The organism is Rahnella sp. 1L-D-7-B-C2, assembly GCF_057290995.1.
In genome coordinates, this window is record NZ_JBXAVQ010000001.1 from 570388 (window position 1) to 585234 (window position 14847).

Sequence of the window (14847 nt, forward strand, 5' to 3'; positions counted from 1 at the left end):
TCCGCCGCTGCGCGGTGCTTTCGCTTCGGGTTCGGACCCGCTCTCGCGGTTTCTCACCACTCACTCAACGTCGTTTTGAACGCGGCCACTGGCTATGTAAATCGAAAGCTCATTTAGGCTTGGTAGTATGAACTCGATGAGATTAAAGATATTACTTTGCACTTCCCCTGCCTATGGCACGTCACCCCACAACGTTTTGCCACAAATTATCTACAATACGGTCACTCTTGCTTTACCCTTAGGGCTGCACAATTTCGATTAACCGCCATTTTGAGAGAGGAACAATGCCGCATAACGACAGGACTCCGTTGGCTCACCGCATCCATACACATCTATTTTCGGCTCTGCTGTTTATCACCCTCGCCATGTTCAGCGCCTTCAGCCACGCGGCTGAGGAGAAACCCGCTGCGGGCGATCAGCAAAAAGCCTCTTACGCCGCGCTGGCCGATATTCTTCAGGATGACAAAGCCCGCGCTGAACTGATTACCCATCTGCGCGAAGCCGCCGCAGGCAACCCTGACGCAGCCAAAACGGCCAGCGAAAAAACTGCACCGCAGGCTGAACAGCTGTCGCTGATTGATCAGCTGGTGGATACCACCCAGCAAACCGCTTCGGGGATCATGAAACGTGTCCAGGTGCTTAAAGACACCATCAACTCCGGTCCTCAGCACCATTTTAATGCCGCCCGTTTCTTCCAGGTACTGGGTTATTTCCTGCTGACCGTCGTGGTGACCTTTGCATTTTTCCATCTGATCCGCCGGTTAATCGGCCCGCTGTACCTGCGCCTCGGCCGCTGGGGAAATCATGCGCGGATGAAAGAGACGCACTGGTACAAACTGCCCGCCAGCATCATCGGTGCGTTCGCGGTCGATCTCGGCATTTTATTGCTGACCGTTGCCGCCGGGAATTTGTTTACCCAGTACGTCAACGGTGGCAGCCCGCTGATTGCGCGTTTGCAGGCGTTGTTCCTCAGTGCCTTCGCGGTGATCGAATTCTTCAAAGCCGTCCTGCGATTGATCTTTTCACCCAGCTTCGGCTATCTGCGCCCTTTCCCGCTGGCTGACGTCACGGCCCGCTACTGGAATACCCGTCTGGCGTGGGTGAGCGGTCTGATCGGCTATGCGCTGATGGTCGGCGTGCCGGTGGTCGCCACGCAAATCAACTACACCACCGCCGCCGTGGTGAACTTTGTGGTAATGCTGTCGCTGACGATTTACGCCAGCTGGCTTATCCTGCATAACCGCCACACGATCCATCATGAATTCAATCAGCTGGCCGAACGCTCTATGGCGTTTTTCAGCGTGATCCTGCGCGCCCTCGGCCATGTCTGGCACCTGCTGGCGGTCAGTTATTTTGTGGTGCTGTTCTTCCTTTCGCAGTTTGATTTCGCCGGTAGCCTGCGCTTTATGATGGCCGCGACCATCAAAAGTCTGGTGATTATCGGTCTTGGCGCGTTGATTTCCGGCCTGCTTTCACGCTGGATCAGCCGTCGTATCACCCTGCCTGACGACGTCAACCGCCGCTATCCGCTGCTGGAAAAACGCATCAACTCCTACATTCCCGCAGGTCTGAAAATCATCCGCGTGCTGGTGGTACTGAGCGTCACACTCTCCCTGCTCGATGCATGGCAAATCTTTAATCTGAATAAATGGTTCATGACCGAAACCGGCGAGAAGGTGATCAGCGGGCTGGGCCATATGCTGTTTATTCTGTGCTTCGCGATTGTCGCCTGGACGCTGCTCGCCAGTGTGATTGAACATCGTCTGGCGCAGGAACTGAGCAACGGTGCGCGCCCCAGCGCCCGTGAGCGCACGCTGCTGACGCTGTTTCGCAACGTGCTGGCCATCGTGATTTGTACCATTACCATTATGATCATGCTGTCTCAGGTCGGGCTAAATATCGCCCCGCTGCTGGCCGGTGCCGGTGCGCTGGGTCTGGCAGTCAGCTTCGGCGCGCAAACGCTGGTGAAAGACGTGATCACCGGGATTTTTATCCAGTTTGAAAACGGCATGAATACCGGAGAATACGTCACGGTGATGGGTATCAGCGGCACCGTGGAACGCATGACCATCCGCTCGATTGGCCTGCGCGATATTTACGGCGTCTATCACATTGTTCCGTACTCTTCTATCACCACGCTCTCCAACTACGAACGCGAGTTTGGCGTTTATCGCGCCAGTTATAACGTCAGTCGCGACGAAGACGTCGATGCCGCCAACGCCGTTCTGCGCGAGGCCGTTGAAGCGCTGAAGCAAGATGAAAACATCAAACCGCTGCTGCTCGGCGAACCGACCTATCAGGGCGTTGTGGGATTAGGCGATCAGTTCTTCACCCTGCGCGTGCTGGTGCGAACCAAGGCGCTGGAACAATGGACGGTGCAATATGCGCTTGACCGGTTGGTGAAGAATCACTTTGCGCAGGCGGGAATTGAGATGCCGAAGCAGGCTGTTCAGATTTATAACGGCGACGGGGCGCAGCCGGGGATCAATGCGGGTGCCGCGCAATAGCTGATTGAATAAGGACCGAGAATATTTCGGTTTCTCACGTGCAGATGCAACTGCATGGCGGCTTTAATAATGACCGAGAATATTTCGGTTTCTCGCGCGCAGTGATCACTTAACACTCTGTGCCGAAACCGCCAAAGAGGGAGGAAAGCGCCTCCCTCTTTGATCTCCCACGCTTTCTTCAAACACGCGCTATCGCTGGTACAACGGACATGATCTTTGAATCCTGCGTGTGGCGCAAAACCCTGCCGCTGCGCGGTGCCTTCACTCGGTCCTGAAGCCACAGGTCTTCAGGCCGCTCCGTTCAGCAGGATTTTTTGATCGCGCCATCACACCTTTTTAAAAAATAAAAATGAAAACTTGCACAGCGTATTTGTTTTTTTGAAATGATCCTAGCCGGTGAAGTTGTGACCTAGAAAGCCCATGGCCGCTTTCAAAAATCACGCTGGAGGGAGAGGTGGAAAACCGCGCGTTTGTTCGCGCGGGTTGTAACCCGACCGAAGGGCACCGCGCAGCGGCGGGATTTTGCGGCAATAGCGAAAGCCGCTGAAACATAGCCGGTCTGCATGGCACCTGTTTTCAAGAGCCGGAGATTCTTAAGAGGCGCGGCGATAGGCGCCTCTTGAGGCCAGTTTGGGTGGCAACCCAAGGTCTTGACTTTGAATTTGCCGTTAAATTGATCCGAGTGGCTCTTCATAAATTTCTGCCATTTTCAAACGGCTCTCACCGCTGCGATCCATTCTGACCGCCACTCTACTGTCTGCTCCGCTCCCCCGCGATCACCGAAAACTCCGCCATCATCCGCACCAGATCCTGCATCCCCAGATTCACCTGATTAATGACATCGCCCGCATTGCGGCTAAGCGTAACACCGCCGCCTGCGCGGTTAACGCAGTTGCCCATACCGTCAATTGCGGCCATGACACCCTCGCGGATGTTCTGCGTCAGCTGGTCAATCTCTACGGCCGCTTTGCGGGACTGATCGGCCAGTGACCGGACTTCTCCGGCGACGACGGCGAAACCTCTGCCCTGCTCCCCGGCGTGGGCGGCTTCAATCGTGGCGTTGATGGCCAGCAGATTGGTTTGCGAGGAAATGCGCCGGATGGTATCCACCATCTCGCCGATACGTTCTGACGTCTGGCCGAGCTGGCCGATGATGTCGGAGGTGCGACGCGCTAACGCCTCGACTTCCTGCATATCTTCCACCGCTTTCTGCACAATGGTGACGCCTTCGGCAGCGGTTTTATCAGTGGTGAGAGAAAGCTCGTGAACGTGCGTCATCATGCTTTCCTGCTGACGCTGCTGAGTCATCTGGCTGGTGATGTCCTGCGCGATTTTGACCACTTTCAGCACCTTGCCATCGTCGTCCATCACCGGGTTATAACTTGCTTCCAGCCAGATACTCTGCCCGCGGCCATTAATGCGTTCGAAACGTCCAAGAATAAACTCACCGTTTTTCAGACGTTGCCAGTGATTGCGGTAATCATGGGAATCACGATATTTCGGCAGGCAAAACATCGAATGGGAATGACCTTTAATTTGTTGCAGAGAATAGCCCATGACTTTGAGGAAGTTATTGTTTGCAGAAATGATGTGCCCCTCTGGCGTAAAGGTAATGAGCGCCATGGAACGCTCAAGTGCCTGATAAATGCCATTGTGCTCATGTGATTCATTAACCCGTTCAGAAACATCGCTGGCAATTTTAATTATTTCAGTGACTTTGCCCTGCTTATTTTTAACCGGGATATAGGTGGCTTCCAGCCAGATAATGTTGCCGTTCTTACGCACCCGTTTGATATTCCCGCTGACCGACTTCCCCTGCCGTAGCCCTTCCCAGTGCAGCCGGTATGCATCACTGGCGACAAACTCCGGGGTGCAAAATATCCGGTGTGGCTGGCCGACGACTTCCTGCCGGCTGTAGCCCATGCCGTTGAGGAACAAATCGTTCACCTCAAGCACCACGCCATCTGGCGTGAAGGCAATCATCGGAACAGCCTGCTGAATAGCCGAGAATTTTTCACGCCAGGCCGTACTAAATTGATGAGAGAATAATTGCATAGGACAGACACCCTGTGGCTGATAACGTGAATTAATGCGTAAACGCCATTAATTGAAAAATAAACACGTGCTAAGTCCGCAGGTTATTAGTGACCGAACTAACAAGCAGCGAAACATTAGTCTGACCCCTGGGTGGGTTTCAGGCAGGCAACAACATAATCACCAATGCTGTGATAATAAAATAACGTAAAGAATCATTACTTTGATAACTAATAAGCTTTTTTATAGTGAATTAAGCATAATTTAATCCACTCAAAAAGAAAGGGGGCGACCGGACTATTTTTCCAGCGCGCTCATGAACAGATGAACACGCTGGAATGTTTCATTTCACGTCGTGATCAGACTGACCAGCGTTTAATTGCCCAGCTTTTTTGCTGCGATGGCGTCAGGAACGTCCAGGCAACGAAGCGGCTGATTTTGTTACCGTGGACCATTTCGACGGTGCGAATGTCCGTTACGCCTTCTTCATTCAGCGCGTCATACAGCAACGGCAGCGTGGTTTTTTTAGAAACCAGCACGGTGTACCAGAAACAGTTCTGCGCTTTACCTGCACTCTCTTCCGCCATGCGGGTCACAAAGGCTTCTTCGCCGCCTTCACACCACAGTTCATTGTGCTGACCACCGAAGTTAAGCTCAGACGTGGCGCGACGATCCAGCCCCAGATTCTGACGCTTACGCTGGCTGCCGGACGCCGCATCCGCCGCAGAGGAGTGGAACGGCGGGTTACACAGCACGGCGTCGTAACGCTCATCGTGACGAATAATGGTATCGAGAATACGCTGCGGTTTAGCCTGCAAACGGAAACGTACCTGATTGGTCAGCTGCGGGTTGGTCGCTACGATTTTCTTAGCAGCAGCCATAGAGACCGGGTCGATCTCACTGGCGGTAAAGCGCCAGCCATATTCGCGCAGGCCGATAATCGGGTAAATACAGTTGGCGCCAACGCCGATATCCAGCACGGAAATATCTTTGCCCTGCGGAATATTGCCGTTGTTGCTGCTCGCCAGCAAATCGGCCAGATGGTGCACGTAATCCGCACGCCCCGGAATTGGCGGACAAAGATAATCAGCCGGAATATCCCAGTTTTCAATCTGATAGCAATCATGCAGTAATGCGCGATTCAGCGCTTTGACTGCCTGGGCATTAGCGAAATCAACCGATAGATCGCCCCATTTGTTTTCAGTGACGAACGGCGCCAGGTCGGGATTGTTGGCAATCAGGGCCGGGAAATCATAGCGGCTGCGATGACGATTTCGCGGGTGAAGACCGCTTTTTTCCTGAGGGAAGACTTTCTTTTTTTCCACCTGAGTGACTCTCCGAAAAGGTGTGCGCGACGCATAAAACATGCGATGGGGCGTGGGATATTCATTTATTGCCGCACAAGATACCACAAACCGTCGCCGCCTGCCGGATGCTCACCGGCGGGGGCACATAAAAACCGCCAATCCACCTTCAAAATGGGTAATCTGGTATTCAGAAACTAAATCAATACATTGCCAGAGGAATATCATGAACGCTGATGATCGCTATTATTACGAACCCGCATCCGGTCACGGTCTGCCGCACGACCCGCTCAACGCCATTGTCGGTCCGCGCCCGATCGGCTGGATTTCCTCACGCAATGCCACAGGCCAGCGCAATCTCGCGCCTTACAGCTTCTTTAACTGTTTCAATTATCGTCCACCGATCATTGGTTTCGCCAGCAGTGGCTGGAAAGACAGCGTGGCGAATATCGTCGAAACCGGTGAATTCGTCTGGAACCTGACGACGCGGGCATTGGCGGTGAAAATGAATGAAAGCTCGGCGTCACTGGAGCGCGGTAACGACGAGTTCGACTTCGCAGGCCTGACGCCGCAGCCGGGTAAAATCGTCGCCGCCGATCGCGTTCTCGAAAGCCCGGTCAATTTCGAATGTAAGCTGACGCAGTGCATTCAGCTGAAAACTGCCGCCGGTGGCGATATTGATACCTGGCTGGTGCTCGGTGAAGTTGTCGCCGTGCATATCGCCCCGCATCTGCTGGTGGATGGCATCTATCAGACTGCCCTCGCCGAGCCGGTCTTGCGCGCCGGAGGCCCTTCCGCCTATTACGGTATTTCCGAAGAATTACGCTTTGATTTAACCCGCCCCGACGCCCGCTGACCGCTCCCGGACAACAAAAAACCGCCGCCGGATTTCACCCCGGCGGCGGTTTTTATTTTCAGGCTTTCAGGCAGTTACTTCGCCGGATAGTTCTGTTCCACGAAGTCCGCAAAATCCTGACACATCGCCTCGTCGCCATCCGCGCTGTCGGCCAGAATGCGTTTGCCGTCGATCACCCGGATATGCACATTGAGGTCAAAATCCGCTTCCGGCTGTTCGCGCTTGGATGCCAGCTCGATGGTTTGCTGCGCGTCCTGCCACGCTGCATCGACCGTCTGATTACAGGCCTGCGCCAGATACGCCGGATTGAACCCTTCACCGGTCAGGCTGCGCAGCGTTTCGTCGTGGCTCACGCTGTTGCCCGGCGTCCAGTAATGTTTCGCCAGGTCAGGTCCGATTGCCGGGTTATCAGTGAGGTAGCCGTCACGTTTGAGGAAGAACGCGCGAGTTTGCTCAACGGCCATCATCGCCAGCAGATAACCCTGATAAGAGCAGGCCGATTCCATCGACAGCAGATGTGGAATTGCCAGCGTCGGACGCGGGCTGCCGGTCACACCGAGAATATGGGTTTCGATGTCACGCGCCAGCGCGATCATTGCTTCCGGCGTGCGTTTTTCATCAGGCCATTGATACAGCTGCCATTCGAAATACGGCACCAGCAAAATGTGACGTTCGTTGAACGAGCGCATCGGCTGGCGGGCCTCGATACTGGCGTGGATCAGTTCGTCAGGCACGGATTCACCAGCGGCGTTTTTGGCATAGCGCTTCAGCCAGTCGGCGTCATCAAGCAGACTGTCGCAGAACATCGACTGCGTTTCGGCATAGGCCATCGACGTCGGCGGAAACTCCTGCGAGAAGCATGGCGCATTCTGGCGGATATTGGCGAAGTGCGCCGCGTGGCCGCCTTCATGGAACAGCGTATTCAGCCCGCTGGCACCGCTGCCTATCTGGTCGGGTTTCGCCAGACTGGTGAAGTTGATCACCGCAGGCACCCACTTACCGTTATCAAAGAATGGAGGTACCGGACCATGCATAAAGCCGTTTTCGAATTTGCCTTCACGCACCAGCAGATCCAGCTGCATATCTGCGCCGTTAAAACCGATGTTCAGGCGCTTAAAGCTGTCAATCCAGCGGCGCAGTGAATCGGCAAACGGGAAGTAAGGATCGAGCTGACGGGTGACGTCACCGGCGCTGGCGAAGCGGATATTCCACGGCAGCAGCGCGGCATCGCCTTCGCGCGCGACCAGTTCATTCAGGCTGCGCGTGTTACTTTCGCGGGTTTGCTCTTCGAACCGATCGAGGATAGCGAACAGCTGTTCCGGCGTCATACGCTCGGTTTTATTCACTTTATAGTCGAAATAGTTGCGGTAACCGAGCTGGCGCGCAAAGCGGTTGCGCAGACTGATAAGCTCCGGCAAGCCGTTGTGCAGCAACCACTCTTCCAGTTCACGCAGCGCATTCTGCGAACTGCGGCGATAGGTTTCGTTTTCGTTGTTCGCCTGGTTGGTCAGCAGCTCGCCAAGTGAAGCGCTCACGCGCTCGCCTTTGCTGTTGATGTGCGTCATGCGGTACTGCTTACGCTTACCAAACAACGCGGATTCGGCCTGAATAATGTCATCCAGCAGCGCCTGCGCTTTGGGGTCTTCGATCACGTTACAGTCGAAGAAGTTCAGCCAGCCGCGCAGGCCGTGGAGAACGGCTTCACCGTCTTTATCGAGTTTTTGATTGTCGAGTTGAGCGATGACCTGGCGTAATTGTGCCGGGCGGGAAGGTTCGGCGATAAAACGTTTGTAGGCGGTTTCGGCGGCGGAGAACGCTTCGGCGACGTTGTCATCACCGATGCCCATGTAGTTTTGCCAGAACAAATTTTCTTTGTCCTGATGCACTTTAAGGTAATCGTGGTTGAGGGCGTTAAGGTAGTCCTGAGCCTGTTTCATGCAATCTTCTCTGCTGAAAGTTAACGAGATTATGCATTGAGTGTATGTTTAAGCGGCGGTTCTGTCGATACGGCAAAACCGCGTTAAACCATCAGGCTTCAGTGGTGACCAGTCAGTTCTTTTTAACAAACTCGGATTTGAGTTTCATCTGACCAAAACCGTCAATCTTGCAGTCGATGTTGTGATCGCCTTCGCAAAGACGAATGCCTTTTACTTTGGTGCCGATCTTCAGCATTGAAGAACTGCCTTTTACTTTCAGGTCTTTGATTACCGTAACGGAATCGCCGTCTGCCAGCAGATTGCCGTTGGCGTCGATCACTTTCAGCGCGTCGTCTTCAGCCGCTGTTTCGCCAGCCAAAGGCCAGACATGCCCACATTCAGGGCAATTAAGCATTTCACCGTCCTGCCATGTAAATTCGGACTTACAAGTCGGACAATTTGGTAACGTTTCCATAATAAAACCTCATATTATGCTTTTAAAAAAGCCATTTAAATCATGATTAAAATCCTTTAGTAGGGGTATTTTAATCTTTACTCGCAAATTTTGATAGCCGGAACAGGATTTTCAGTAATATCCCTTTACAGGCTGACCGCGCCTTTTGCTCATCACCCTTCGAAGGGAGGGGGCAATCCAAAGTCTTGACCTTGATGTTGAGTTTAGATCTTTTTGAACTTACTTATCCCATTTAATCCCTTGCTTAATCCCCCCAATATGTTAAAAATTTGCAATTAAAAGCTTACAGACGGCTAAACGTCTAACCCCCCATCCGTCTATCAATAAGGTCAATCCAAGCGTGAGTTCTTCCCTTCTTGAGATGCGCAATATCTCGATTTCATTTGCGGGTTTCCCCGCCCTGCGCCAGGTTGATTTCACGCTGGAAGGCGGCTCCGTCCACGCGTTAGTCGGCGCGAACGGTGCGGGTAAATCCACGTTGATGGCGGTGCTGTCCGGCACCCACGACCATTACACCGGGCAGGTCACGATCGACGGCCAGCCGGTGAATATCAGGCTACCGCATCAGGCCCGTGACCACGGAATTCATCTGGTGCAGCAGGAAGTGGACGTTGCACTGGTGCCGACGCTGAACGTTGCTGAAAATATCATGCTCGACAGGCTTTCTGAGCCGGGTCATTGGCATAACTGGTCGCAGCTTTATCATCAGGCACAACGGCTGATCGCACAGCTCGGGCTGAATATCGATCTCCGCGCGCGCATTGAAAGCTGCACGCTGGCGGAGAAACAGCTGATTTTGCTGGCACGGGCGTTATCGCATAAGTGCCGGTTCCTGATCCTCGATGAACCGACTGCCCCGCTCGATCAGGCGGAAAGCGCGAGACTGTTCGCGCTGGTGCGCAAGCTGAAAGCCACAGGTATGGCTGTCGTATTTATCTCCCACCGAATCCACGAACTGCGCGATATCTGTGACCGCATGACCGTGCTGCGCGACGGACGTCTGGTCAGCGATGACAGCATGGACGGCCTGAGTAACGAACACATTATTGAGAAAATGATCGGCCATCAGCTCGATGATATTTATCCACCGCGCCGCCCTGCGCACAGCGGGGAGACGCTGCTGCAAATCCACGGGATGCACGACAAAGACAAACTGCGCGATATATCGCTGCGGCTGCATCGGGGCGAAATCCTTGGGATCGCCGGGCTTGCCGGGGCGGGAAAAACCGAACTGTGCAAAGCGCTGTTTGGCGCGACGCCGAGCCAGGTGGAAAGCGGTGAACTGAATGGCAAACCGTGGAAGCCGAAAGAACCGCATCTTTCGGTGGAACAGGGCCTGGCGTTAGTGCCGGAAGAACGACGTAAAGAAGGGATTTTTATCGACGAGGATATCCCGATGAATCTGAGCGTCACCGCCGACGACACCTTCTCGCGCTGGAGCATTTTTAACCGCCGCCAGTCGCTGTCGTGGGCGAAGGATATTATTGACCGCTTAGGCATTCGCGCTTCCGGGCCGATGCAGAAACTGGCCCGGCTTTCCGGCGGTAATCAGCAAAAGGTGGCGATCGGAAAATGGCTGCGCAGTGAGAGTCAGGTGTTGATCTTCGACGAACCGACCAAAGGCGTGGACATCAAAGCCAAAACGGACGTGTTCAGGCTGATTGACGGCCTGGCGCAACAGGGAAAAGGCATTATTTATGCTTCCGGTGAGTTCGCCGAACTGGTCGGTTTGTGCGACCGCATTCTGGTGTTATGGGATGGCCGTATCGTGGCCGAACTGGATGCCGCAGACATCGACGAAGAAACCTTATTAGTCTATTCAACCGGAGGAACACCCGCGTGAACAAAGCCGTGGTGAGTAAAGAAAGCGTACCCGAAGCCAGCCAGCCCTGGCGTCATCAGCTGTTCGAGTTTTTGTATAAATGGGGCATGTTGCTGACCGTGGTATTGCTGATCGCCGGTTTTGGCGTGGCATCGGACAACTTTCTCGAACCGTCGAACATCATCAATATTCTGCGCTCTATCGCCATCGTGACGGTGATTGCCATCGGCGTCTCAATTTCACTTTCGGTCGGCGGCTTCGATTTATCGGTCGGTTCGACCGCCTCGCTCGCGAATGCGCTGGTGATTTCGATGTTCGTCTGGCACGGCTTTGGCACCACCGAAGCCATTCTGATCACGCTCGCGCTCTGTACGCTGGTTGGCCTGTTCAACGCTTTTCTGATCGTTATCCTGAAAATTCCGGACATGCTGGCCACGCTCGCCAGCCTGTTCGTGATTCAGGGCGCGGCGATGACCTACAGCTACGGCGGTTCGATCACCGAAAATATGGTGCTGCCAAGCGGCGACATGGCCGAAGGTACAGTGCCGGCGGTGTTTAGTCTGTTGGGTCAGGTGCCAGTGATCGTGATTGTCATGGCCGTCGTGACGATCGCCGTCCAGCTGTTTATGTCGCTGACCAAGCATGGGCGCCGCATGTACGCCATCGGCGGAAATCCGCTGGCGGCACGTCTGGCAGGGATCCGCACGGCGCGTTACCGCGTCATTGCCTACGTGATTTCCTCGGTCCTTGCAGGCGCTGGCGGTATTTTGCTGGCATCACGGATTGGCTCCTCGCAGGTCAACGCCGGTGGCGGTTATCTGATGGATGCGGTGGCTGCGGCGTATATCGGGTTTTCGCTGGCGGGATCAGGCAAGCCGAATGCGCTCGGAACGTTGCTGGGCGCGGTGATTTTGGGCGTTCTGTCTAACGGACTGGTGATGTTGTCTGTGCCGTATTATGCGATGGATATCATCAAGGGATTGGTACTTGCAGTGGCGCTGGCACTGACCTACATTCAAAAACGATAAGCAATTCAGGTCAGCGTGGAAACGCCTTTCCTCGCTGACCGGCCCCTTCTGCGGAGTTACCTGACCTGCGTACCCTCACTGGATTTTAAGGGGGGAAATCGCAGAGTCAGAGACTATCAATACTCTGAATTTACCACGACTTCTTCGCCATAGACGCCTGCCTGCGGCAGAGGTTTATAGCTGGAGTTAGAGGCGCGAAGTACACGGATGCCACGGGCGCCGGCAGCCTGCGCGGCGGTGATGTCGTTGTCGGAGTCACCGTAGAAAATCTTGATCTGTTTGTCTTTCAGCCACTGTGTTTTAGTGTTCTGCCCGGCTTTGTCACCCGCGAAAATCACCGGATTCACTTTGTCTTGTGGGATCTGGAAATCATCCTGCAAGGTTTTCGTGACCGTTTCGGTTTTCGTTTCGCTGCGTCCGGTCACGAAGTAGATGCTGTCGCCACGTTTGAGATGCATCGTAATCAGGCTTTTGGCCACCTCTTTCGGCATGCTGAACTCATCCCAGCCATTGTTCATTTTCTCCCAGAATTGCGGATTTTTCAGGTAATCCTGTTTGCCCGGCGAAAATTCCAGCTGGCCGCGGTAGAACCCAGGCGAGGAGAACAGCACGGTGTCATCAATATCAAAACCTACCGCCACCGGCGCACGCCCGTTAAGGCTGTTTTCGATTTGCGCGACGGACACCCAGTGAACCGGTGACTGCTGCGCGAGCTGCGCCACGTTGACGCCCGGATAGAGCGGCGCAGGCGCGGACTCTTTGGCAATAGCGGAGTGATTAAGGCTGAGCAGCAGGCAAATGGCACTCAGTGCCAGTGTGGTTTTACGCATCATGATCCCTTTTTTATGCTTATTAATCTTGAAGATAAAGTGGAGCAACTGGTCAAAAATCTTACCGAACATACCTGCGTAAATTTCAGAGGGAAAGGGTTTTCTCGGCGGGTGTCATAGGAAAAGATGATGATCACACTTTAGGGGAGAATCGTCTGACTTATTGACAGAGAGCATCAGACGCTTCATTCAAACAAGATTATGCGGCCTATACTTATTCCCTATTGTTTCGAGTTTTAACTCTCTTATATACAAACGGAAAGGAACAGGTATGCCTCAATTACAATCCGAAAACCGCCGCATCGTACTGGCGTCACGCCCTCACGGTAAGCCCGTTGACAATAACTTCCGTCTCGAAAAAGCCCCTTTACCGCAGGCCCAAAACGGTCAGCTTTTATTGCGCACCGTATGGCTTTCACTCGACCCGTACATGCGCGGCCGCATGAGTGATGCACCCTCTTACACCGCGCCGGTACAAATCGGCGAAGTGATGACCGGCGGCGCGGTGTCGCGCGTGGTGGAATCACACAGCCCGGACTTTAAAACCGGTGATCTGGTGGTCGGGAGCACCGGCTGGCAGGATTACTCAGTGGCCGACGCCAACACCGTGAAAAAGCTGGAAGGCGCAGCCCTCAAACAACCTTCTCTGGCGCTGGGCGTGCTTGGGATGCCGGGCTTCACCGCTTTTATGGGTCTGCTGGATATTGGTGAACCTAAACCCGGCGAAACGCTGGTGGTGGCCGCCGCAACCGGCCCGGTCGGATCGCTTGTCGGGCAGATAGGTAAGATCAAAGGCTGTCGCGTGGTCGGCATCGCCGGTGGCGAAGAAAAATGCCGCTACGCCGTCGAACATTTTGGTTTTGACGAATGTCTGGATCACCGCGCACCCGATCTGGATAAGCGCCTGAAAGCCGCCTGCCCGGACGGTATCGACGTATATTTTGAAAACGTCGGCGGCGCGGTATTTGACGCCGTGCTGCCGTTGCTCAATACCAAAGCGCGTATTCCGGTATGCGGTTTAGTCTCGCAGTACAACGCCACCGGCCTGAACGACGGCCCGGATCGCCTTTCGCTGCTGACCGGGACTATCCTTAAGAAACGTATGCGCATGCAGGGCTTCATCATTTTTGATGATTACGGCCACCGTTATCCCGAATTCGCCAAACAAATGAGTGAATGGTTTGAAGACGGAAAAGTGAAGTTCCGCGAACATGTGGTTGAAGGTCTGGAAAACGCACCGCAGGCATTCTTCGGACTGCTTGAGGGGAAAAACTTCGGCAAACTGGTGGTCCGTGTCGGGCAGGATTGATAGCGGATAACGACGCTTTACTCACGTCCACAGGAGGTAACATGAAATTACTGATTGTATTGACATCGCACGATAAACTCGGCGAAACCGGCAAGAAAACCGGCTTCTGGCTGGAAGAATTCACCGCACCGTATTACGAATTTCTGGATGCGGGCGCGACGCTGACACTGGCTTCACCGAAAGGCGGCCAGCCACCGCTGGATCCGAAAAGCGATGAACCGGATGCACAAACCGGGACCACCGACCGTTTCCGTAAAGATAAAGACGCACAGCACGCGCTGGCGAATACCGTAAAACTGGCAGACGTGAAAGCCGGTGATTTCGATGCGGTGTTTTATCCGGGCGGTCACGGTCCGTTGTGGGATCTGGCAGAAGATGCACATTCTATTGCATTAATTCAGGCATTCTGGACAGCGGGCAAGCCGGTTTCCGCGGTCTGCCATGCGCCGGGGGTTCTGCGCAATGTGCTGCTGGAAGACGGTACGCCGCTGGTGAAAGATAAACGCGTCACCGGGTTTAGCAATAGCGAGGAAGACGGCGTAGGTCTGACTGACATCGTGCCATTCCTGGTTGAAGATGAGCTGAAAAAACACGGCGGCGATTACAGTAAAGCAGCCGACTGGTATCCGTATGCGGTGACCGACGGCAAGCTTATCACCGGTCAGAATCCGGCCTCTTCCACCGCCGTCGCGAAAGCGTTGCTGAAAATGCTGGGCGGAGGCGAAGTCGCCAAGTAATCTGGCTGATAACAATACACCATCAGATG

12 protein-coding genes are annotated in these 14847 nt (G+C 54.1%); 6 read left to right on the forward strand and 6 right to left on the reverse strand.

What is annotated here, in order from left to right; all coding sequences use genetic code 11:
* Positions 1 to 284 precede the first annotated feature (284 nt).
* Complete coding sequence (gene ybiO, locus AC0Z7K_RS02525; protein ID WP_485612637.1) at positions 285 to 2507, forward strand: mechanosensitive channel protein; 2223 nt, start codon at positions 285 to 287, stop codon at positions 2505 to 2507.
* Between the two features lie 430 nt (positions 2508 to 2937).
* Here the strand turns inward: ybiO and AC0Z7K_RS02530 are convergent, their stop codons facing one another.
* From AC0Z7K_RS02530 to rlmF, 3 genes are all read right to left on the reverse strand, one after another.
* Positions 2938 to 3201 (reverse strand): hypothetical protein, encoded by a 264-nt coding sequence (locus AC0Z7K_RS02530; RefSeq protein WP_485612639.1) that lies wholly within the window; start codon positions 3199 to 3201, stop codon positions 2938 to 2940.
* 56 nt (positions 3202 to 3257) lie between these two features.
* Positions 3258 to 4562 carry a methyl-accepting chemotaxis protein gene (locus AC0Z7K_RS02535; RefSeq protein ID WP_485612641.1) on the reverse strand — a complete coding sequence of 435 codons (1305 nt, stop codon included), beginning with the start codon at positions 4560 to 4562 and terminating at the stop codon, positions 3258 to 3260.
* A 338-nt stretch (positions 4563 to 4900) separates the two neighbouring features.
* Positions 4901 to 5866: a 23S rRNA (adenine(1618)-N(6))-methyltransferase RlmF gene (gene rlmF / locus AC0Z7K_RS02540; RefSeq protein WP_413528325.1), complete on the reverse strand. Its 966-nt coding sequence runs from the start codon at positions 5864 to 5866 to the stop codon at positions 4901 to 4903.
* Positions 5867 to 6071: 205 nt separating this feature from the next.
* Here rlmF and AC0Z7K_RS02545 point away from each other — a divergent pair, with 205 nt between their 5' ends.
* Positions 6072 to 6701: a flavin reductase family protein gene (locus AC0Z7K_RS02545; protein ID WP_485612642.1), complete on the forward strand. Its 630-nt coding sequence runs from the start codon at positions 6072 to 6074 to the stop codon at positions 6699 to 6701.
* A gap of 74 nt (positions 6702 to 6775) precedes the next feature.
* Here AC0Z7K_RS02545 and AC0Z7K_RS02550 read toward each other — a convergent pair whose 3' ends face one another.
* Positions 6776 to 8638 carry a M3 family metallopeptidase gene (locus AC0Z7K_RS02550; protein ID WP_413528323.1) on the reverse strand — a complete coding sequence of 621 codons (1863 nt, stop codon included), beginning with the start codon at positions 8636 to 8638 and terminating at the stop codon, positions 6776 to 6778.
* 112 nt (positions 8639 to 8750) lie between these two features.
* Positions 8751 to 9092 (reverse strand): zinc ribbon domain-containing protein YjdM, encoded by a 342-nt coding sequence (locus AC0Z7K_RS02555; RefSeq protein ID WP_413528322.1) that lies wholly within the window; start codon positions 9090 to 9092, stop codon positions 8751 to 8753.
* 361 nt (positions 9093 to 9453) lie between these two features.
* Between AC0Z7K_RS02555 and AC0Z7K_RS02560 the strand changes: the two genes are divergently transcribed.
* Both AC0Z7K_RS02560 and AC0Z7K_RS02565 read left to right on the forward strand, forming a co-directional pair.
* Positions 9454 to 10935: a sugar ABC transporter ATP-binding protein gene (locus AC0Z7K_RS02560; RefSeq protein ID WP_485612872.1), complete on the forward strand. Its 1482-nt coding sequence runs from the start codon at positions 9454 to 9456 to the stop codon at positions 10933 to 10935.
* An 8-nt stretch (positions 10936 to 10943) separates the two neighbouring features.
* Positions 10944 to 11942 carry an ABC transporter permease gene (locus tag AC0Z7K_RS02565; RefSeq protein ID WP_413528472.1) on the forward strand — a complete coding sequence of 333 codons (999 nt, stop codon included), beginning with the start codon at positions 10944 to 10946 and terminating at the stop codon, positions 11940 to 11942.
* 116 nt (positions 11943 to 12058) lie between these two features.
* Here AC0Z7K_RS02565 and aphA read toward each other — a convergent pair whose 3' ends face one another.
* Complete coding sequence (aphA, locus tag AC0Z7K_RS02570) at positions 12059 to 12772, reverse strand: acid phosphatase AphA (protein WP_485612644.1); 714 nt, start codon at positions 12770 to 12772, stop codon at positions 12059 to 12061.
* Between the two features lie 271 nt (positions 12773 to 13043).
* On the opposite strand from aphA, the gene AC0Z7K_RS02575 reads away from it, so the two are divergent.
* Positions 13044 to 14081: an NADP-dependent oxidoreductase gene (locus AC0Z7K_RS02575; RefSeq protein ID WP_485612645.1), complete on the forward strand. Its 1038-nt coding sequence runs from the start codon at positions 13044 to 13046 to the stop codon at positions 14079 to 14081.
* Between the two features lie 41 nt (positions 14082 to 14122).
* Entirely contained in the window at positions 14123 to 14818 is a 696-nt protein-coding gene (locus AC0Z7K_RS02580; protein ID WP_485612647.1) for a type 1 glutamine amidotransferase domain-containing protein, read from the forward strand.
* Positions 14819 to 14847: the final 29 nt, after the last annotated feature.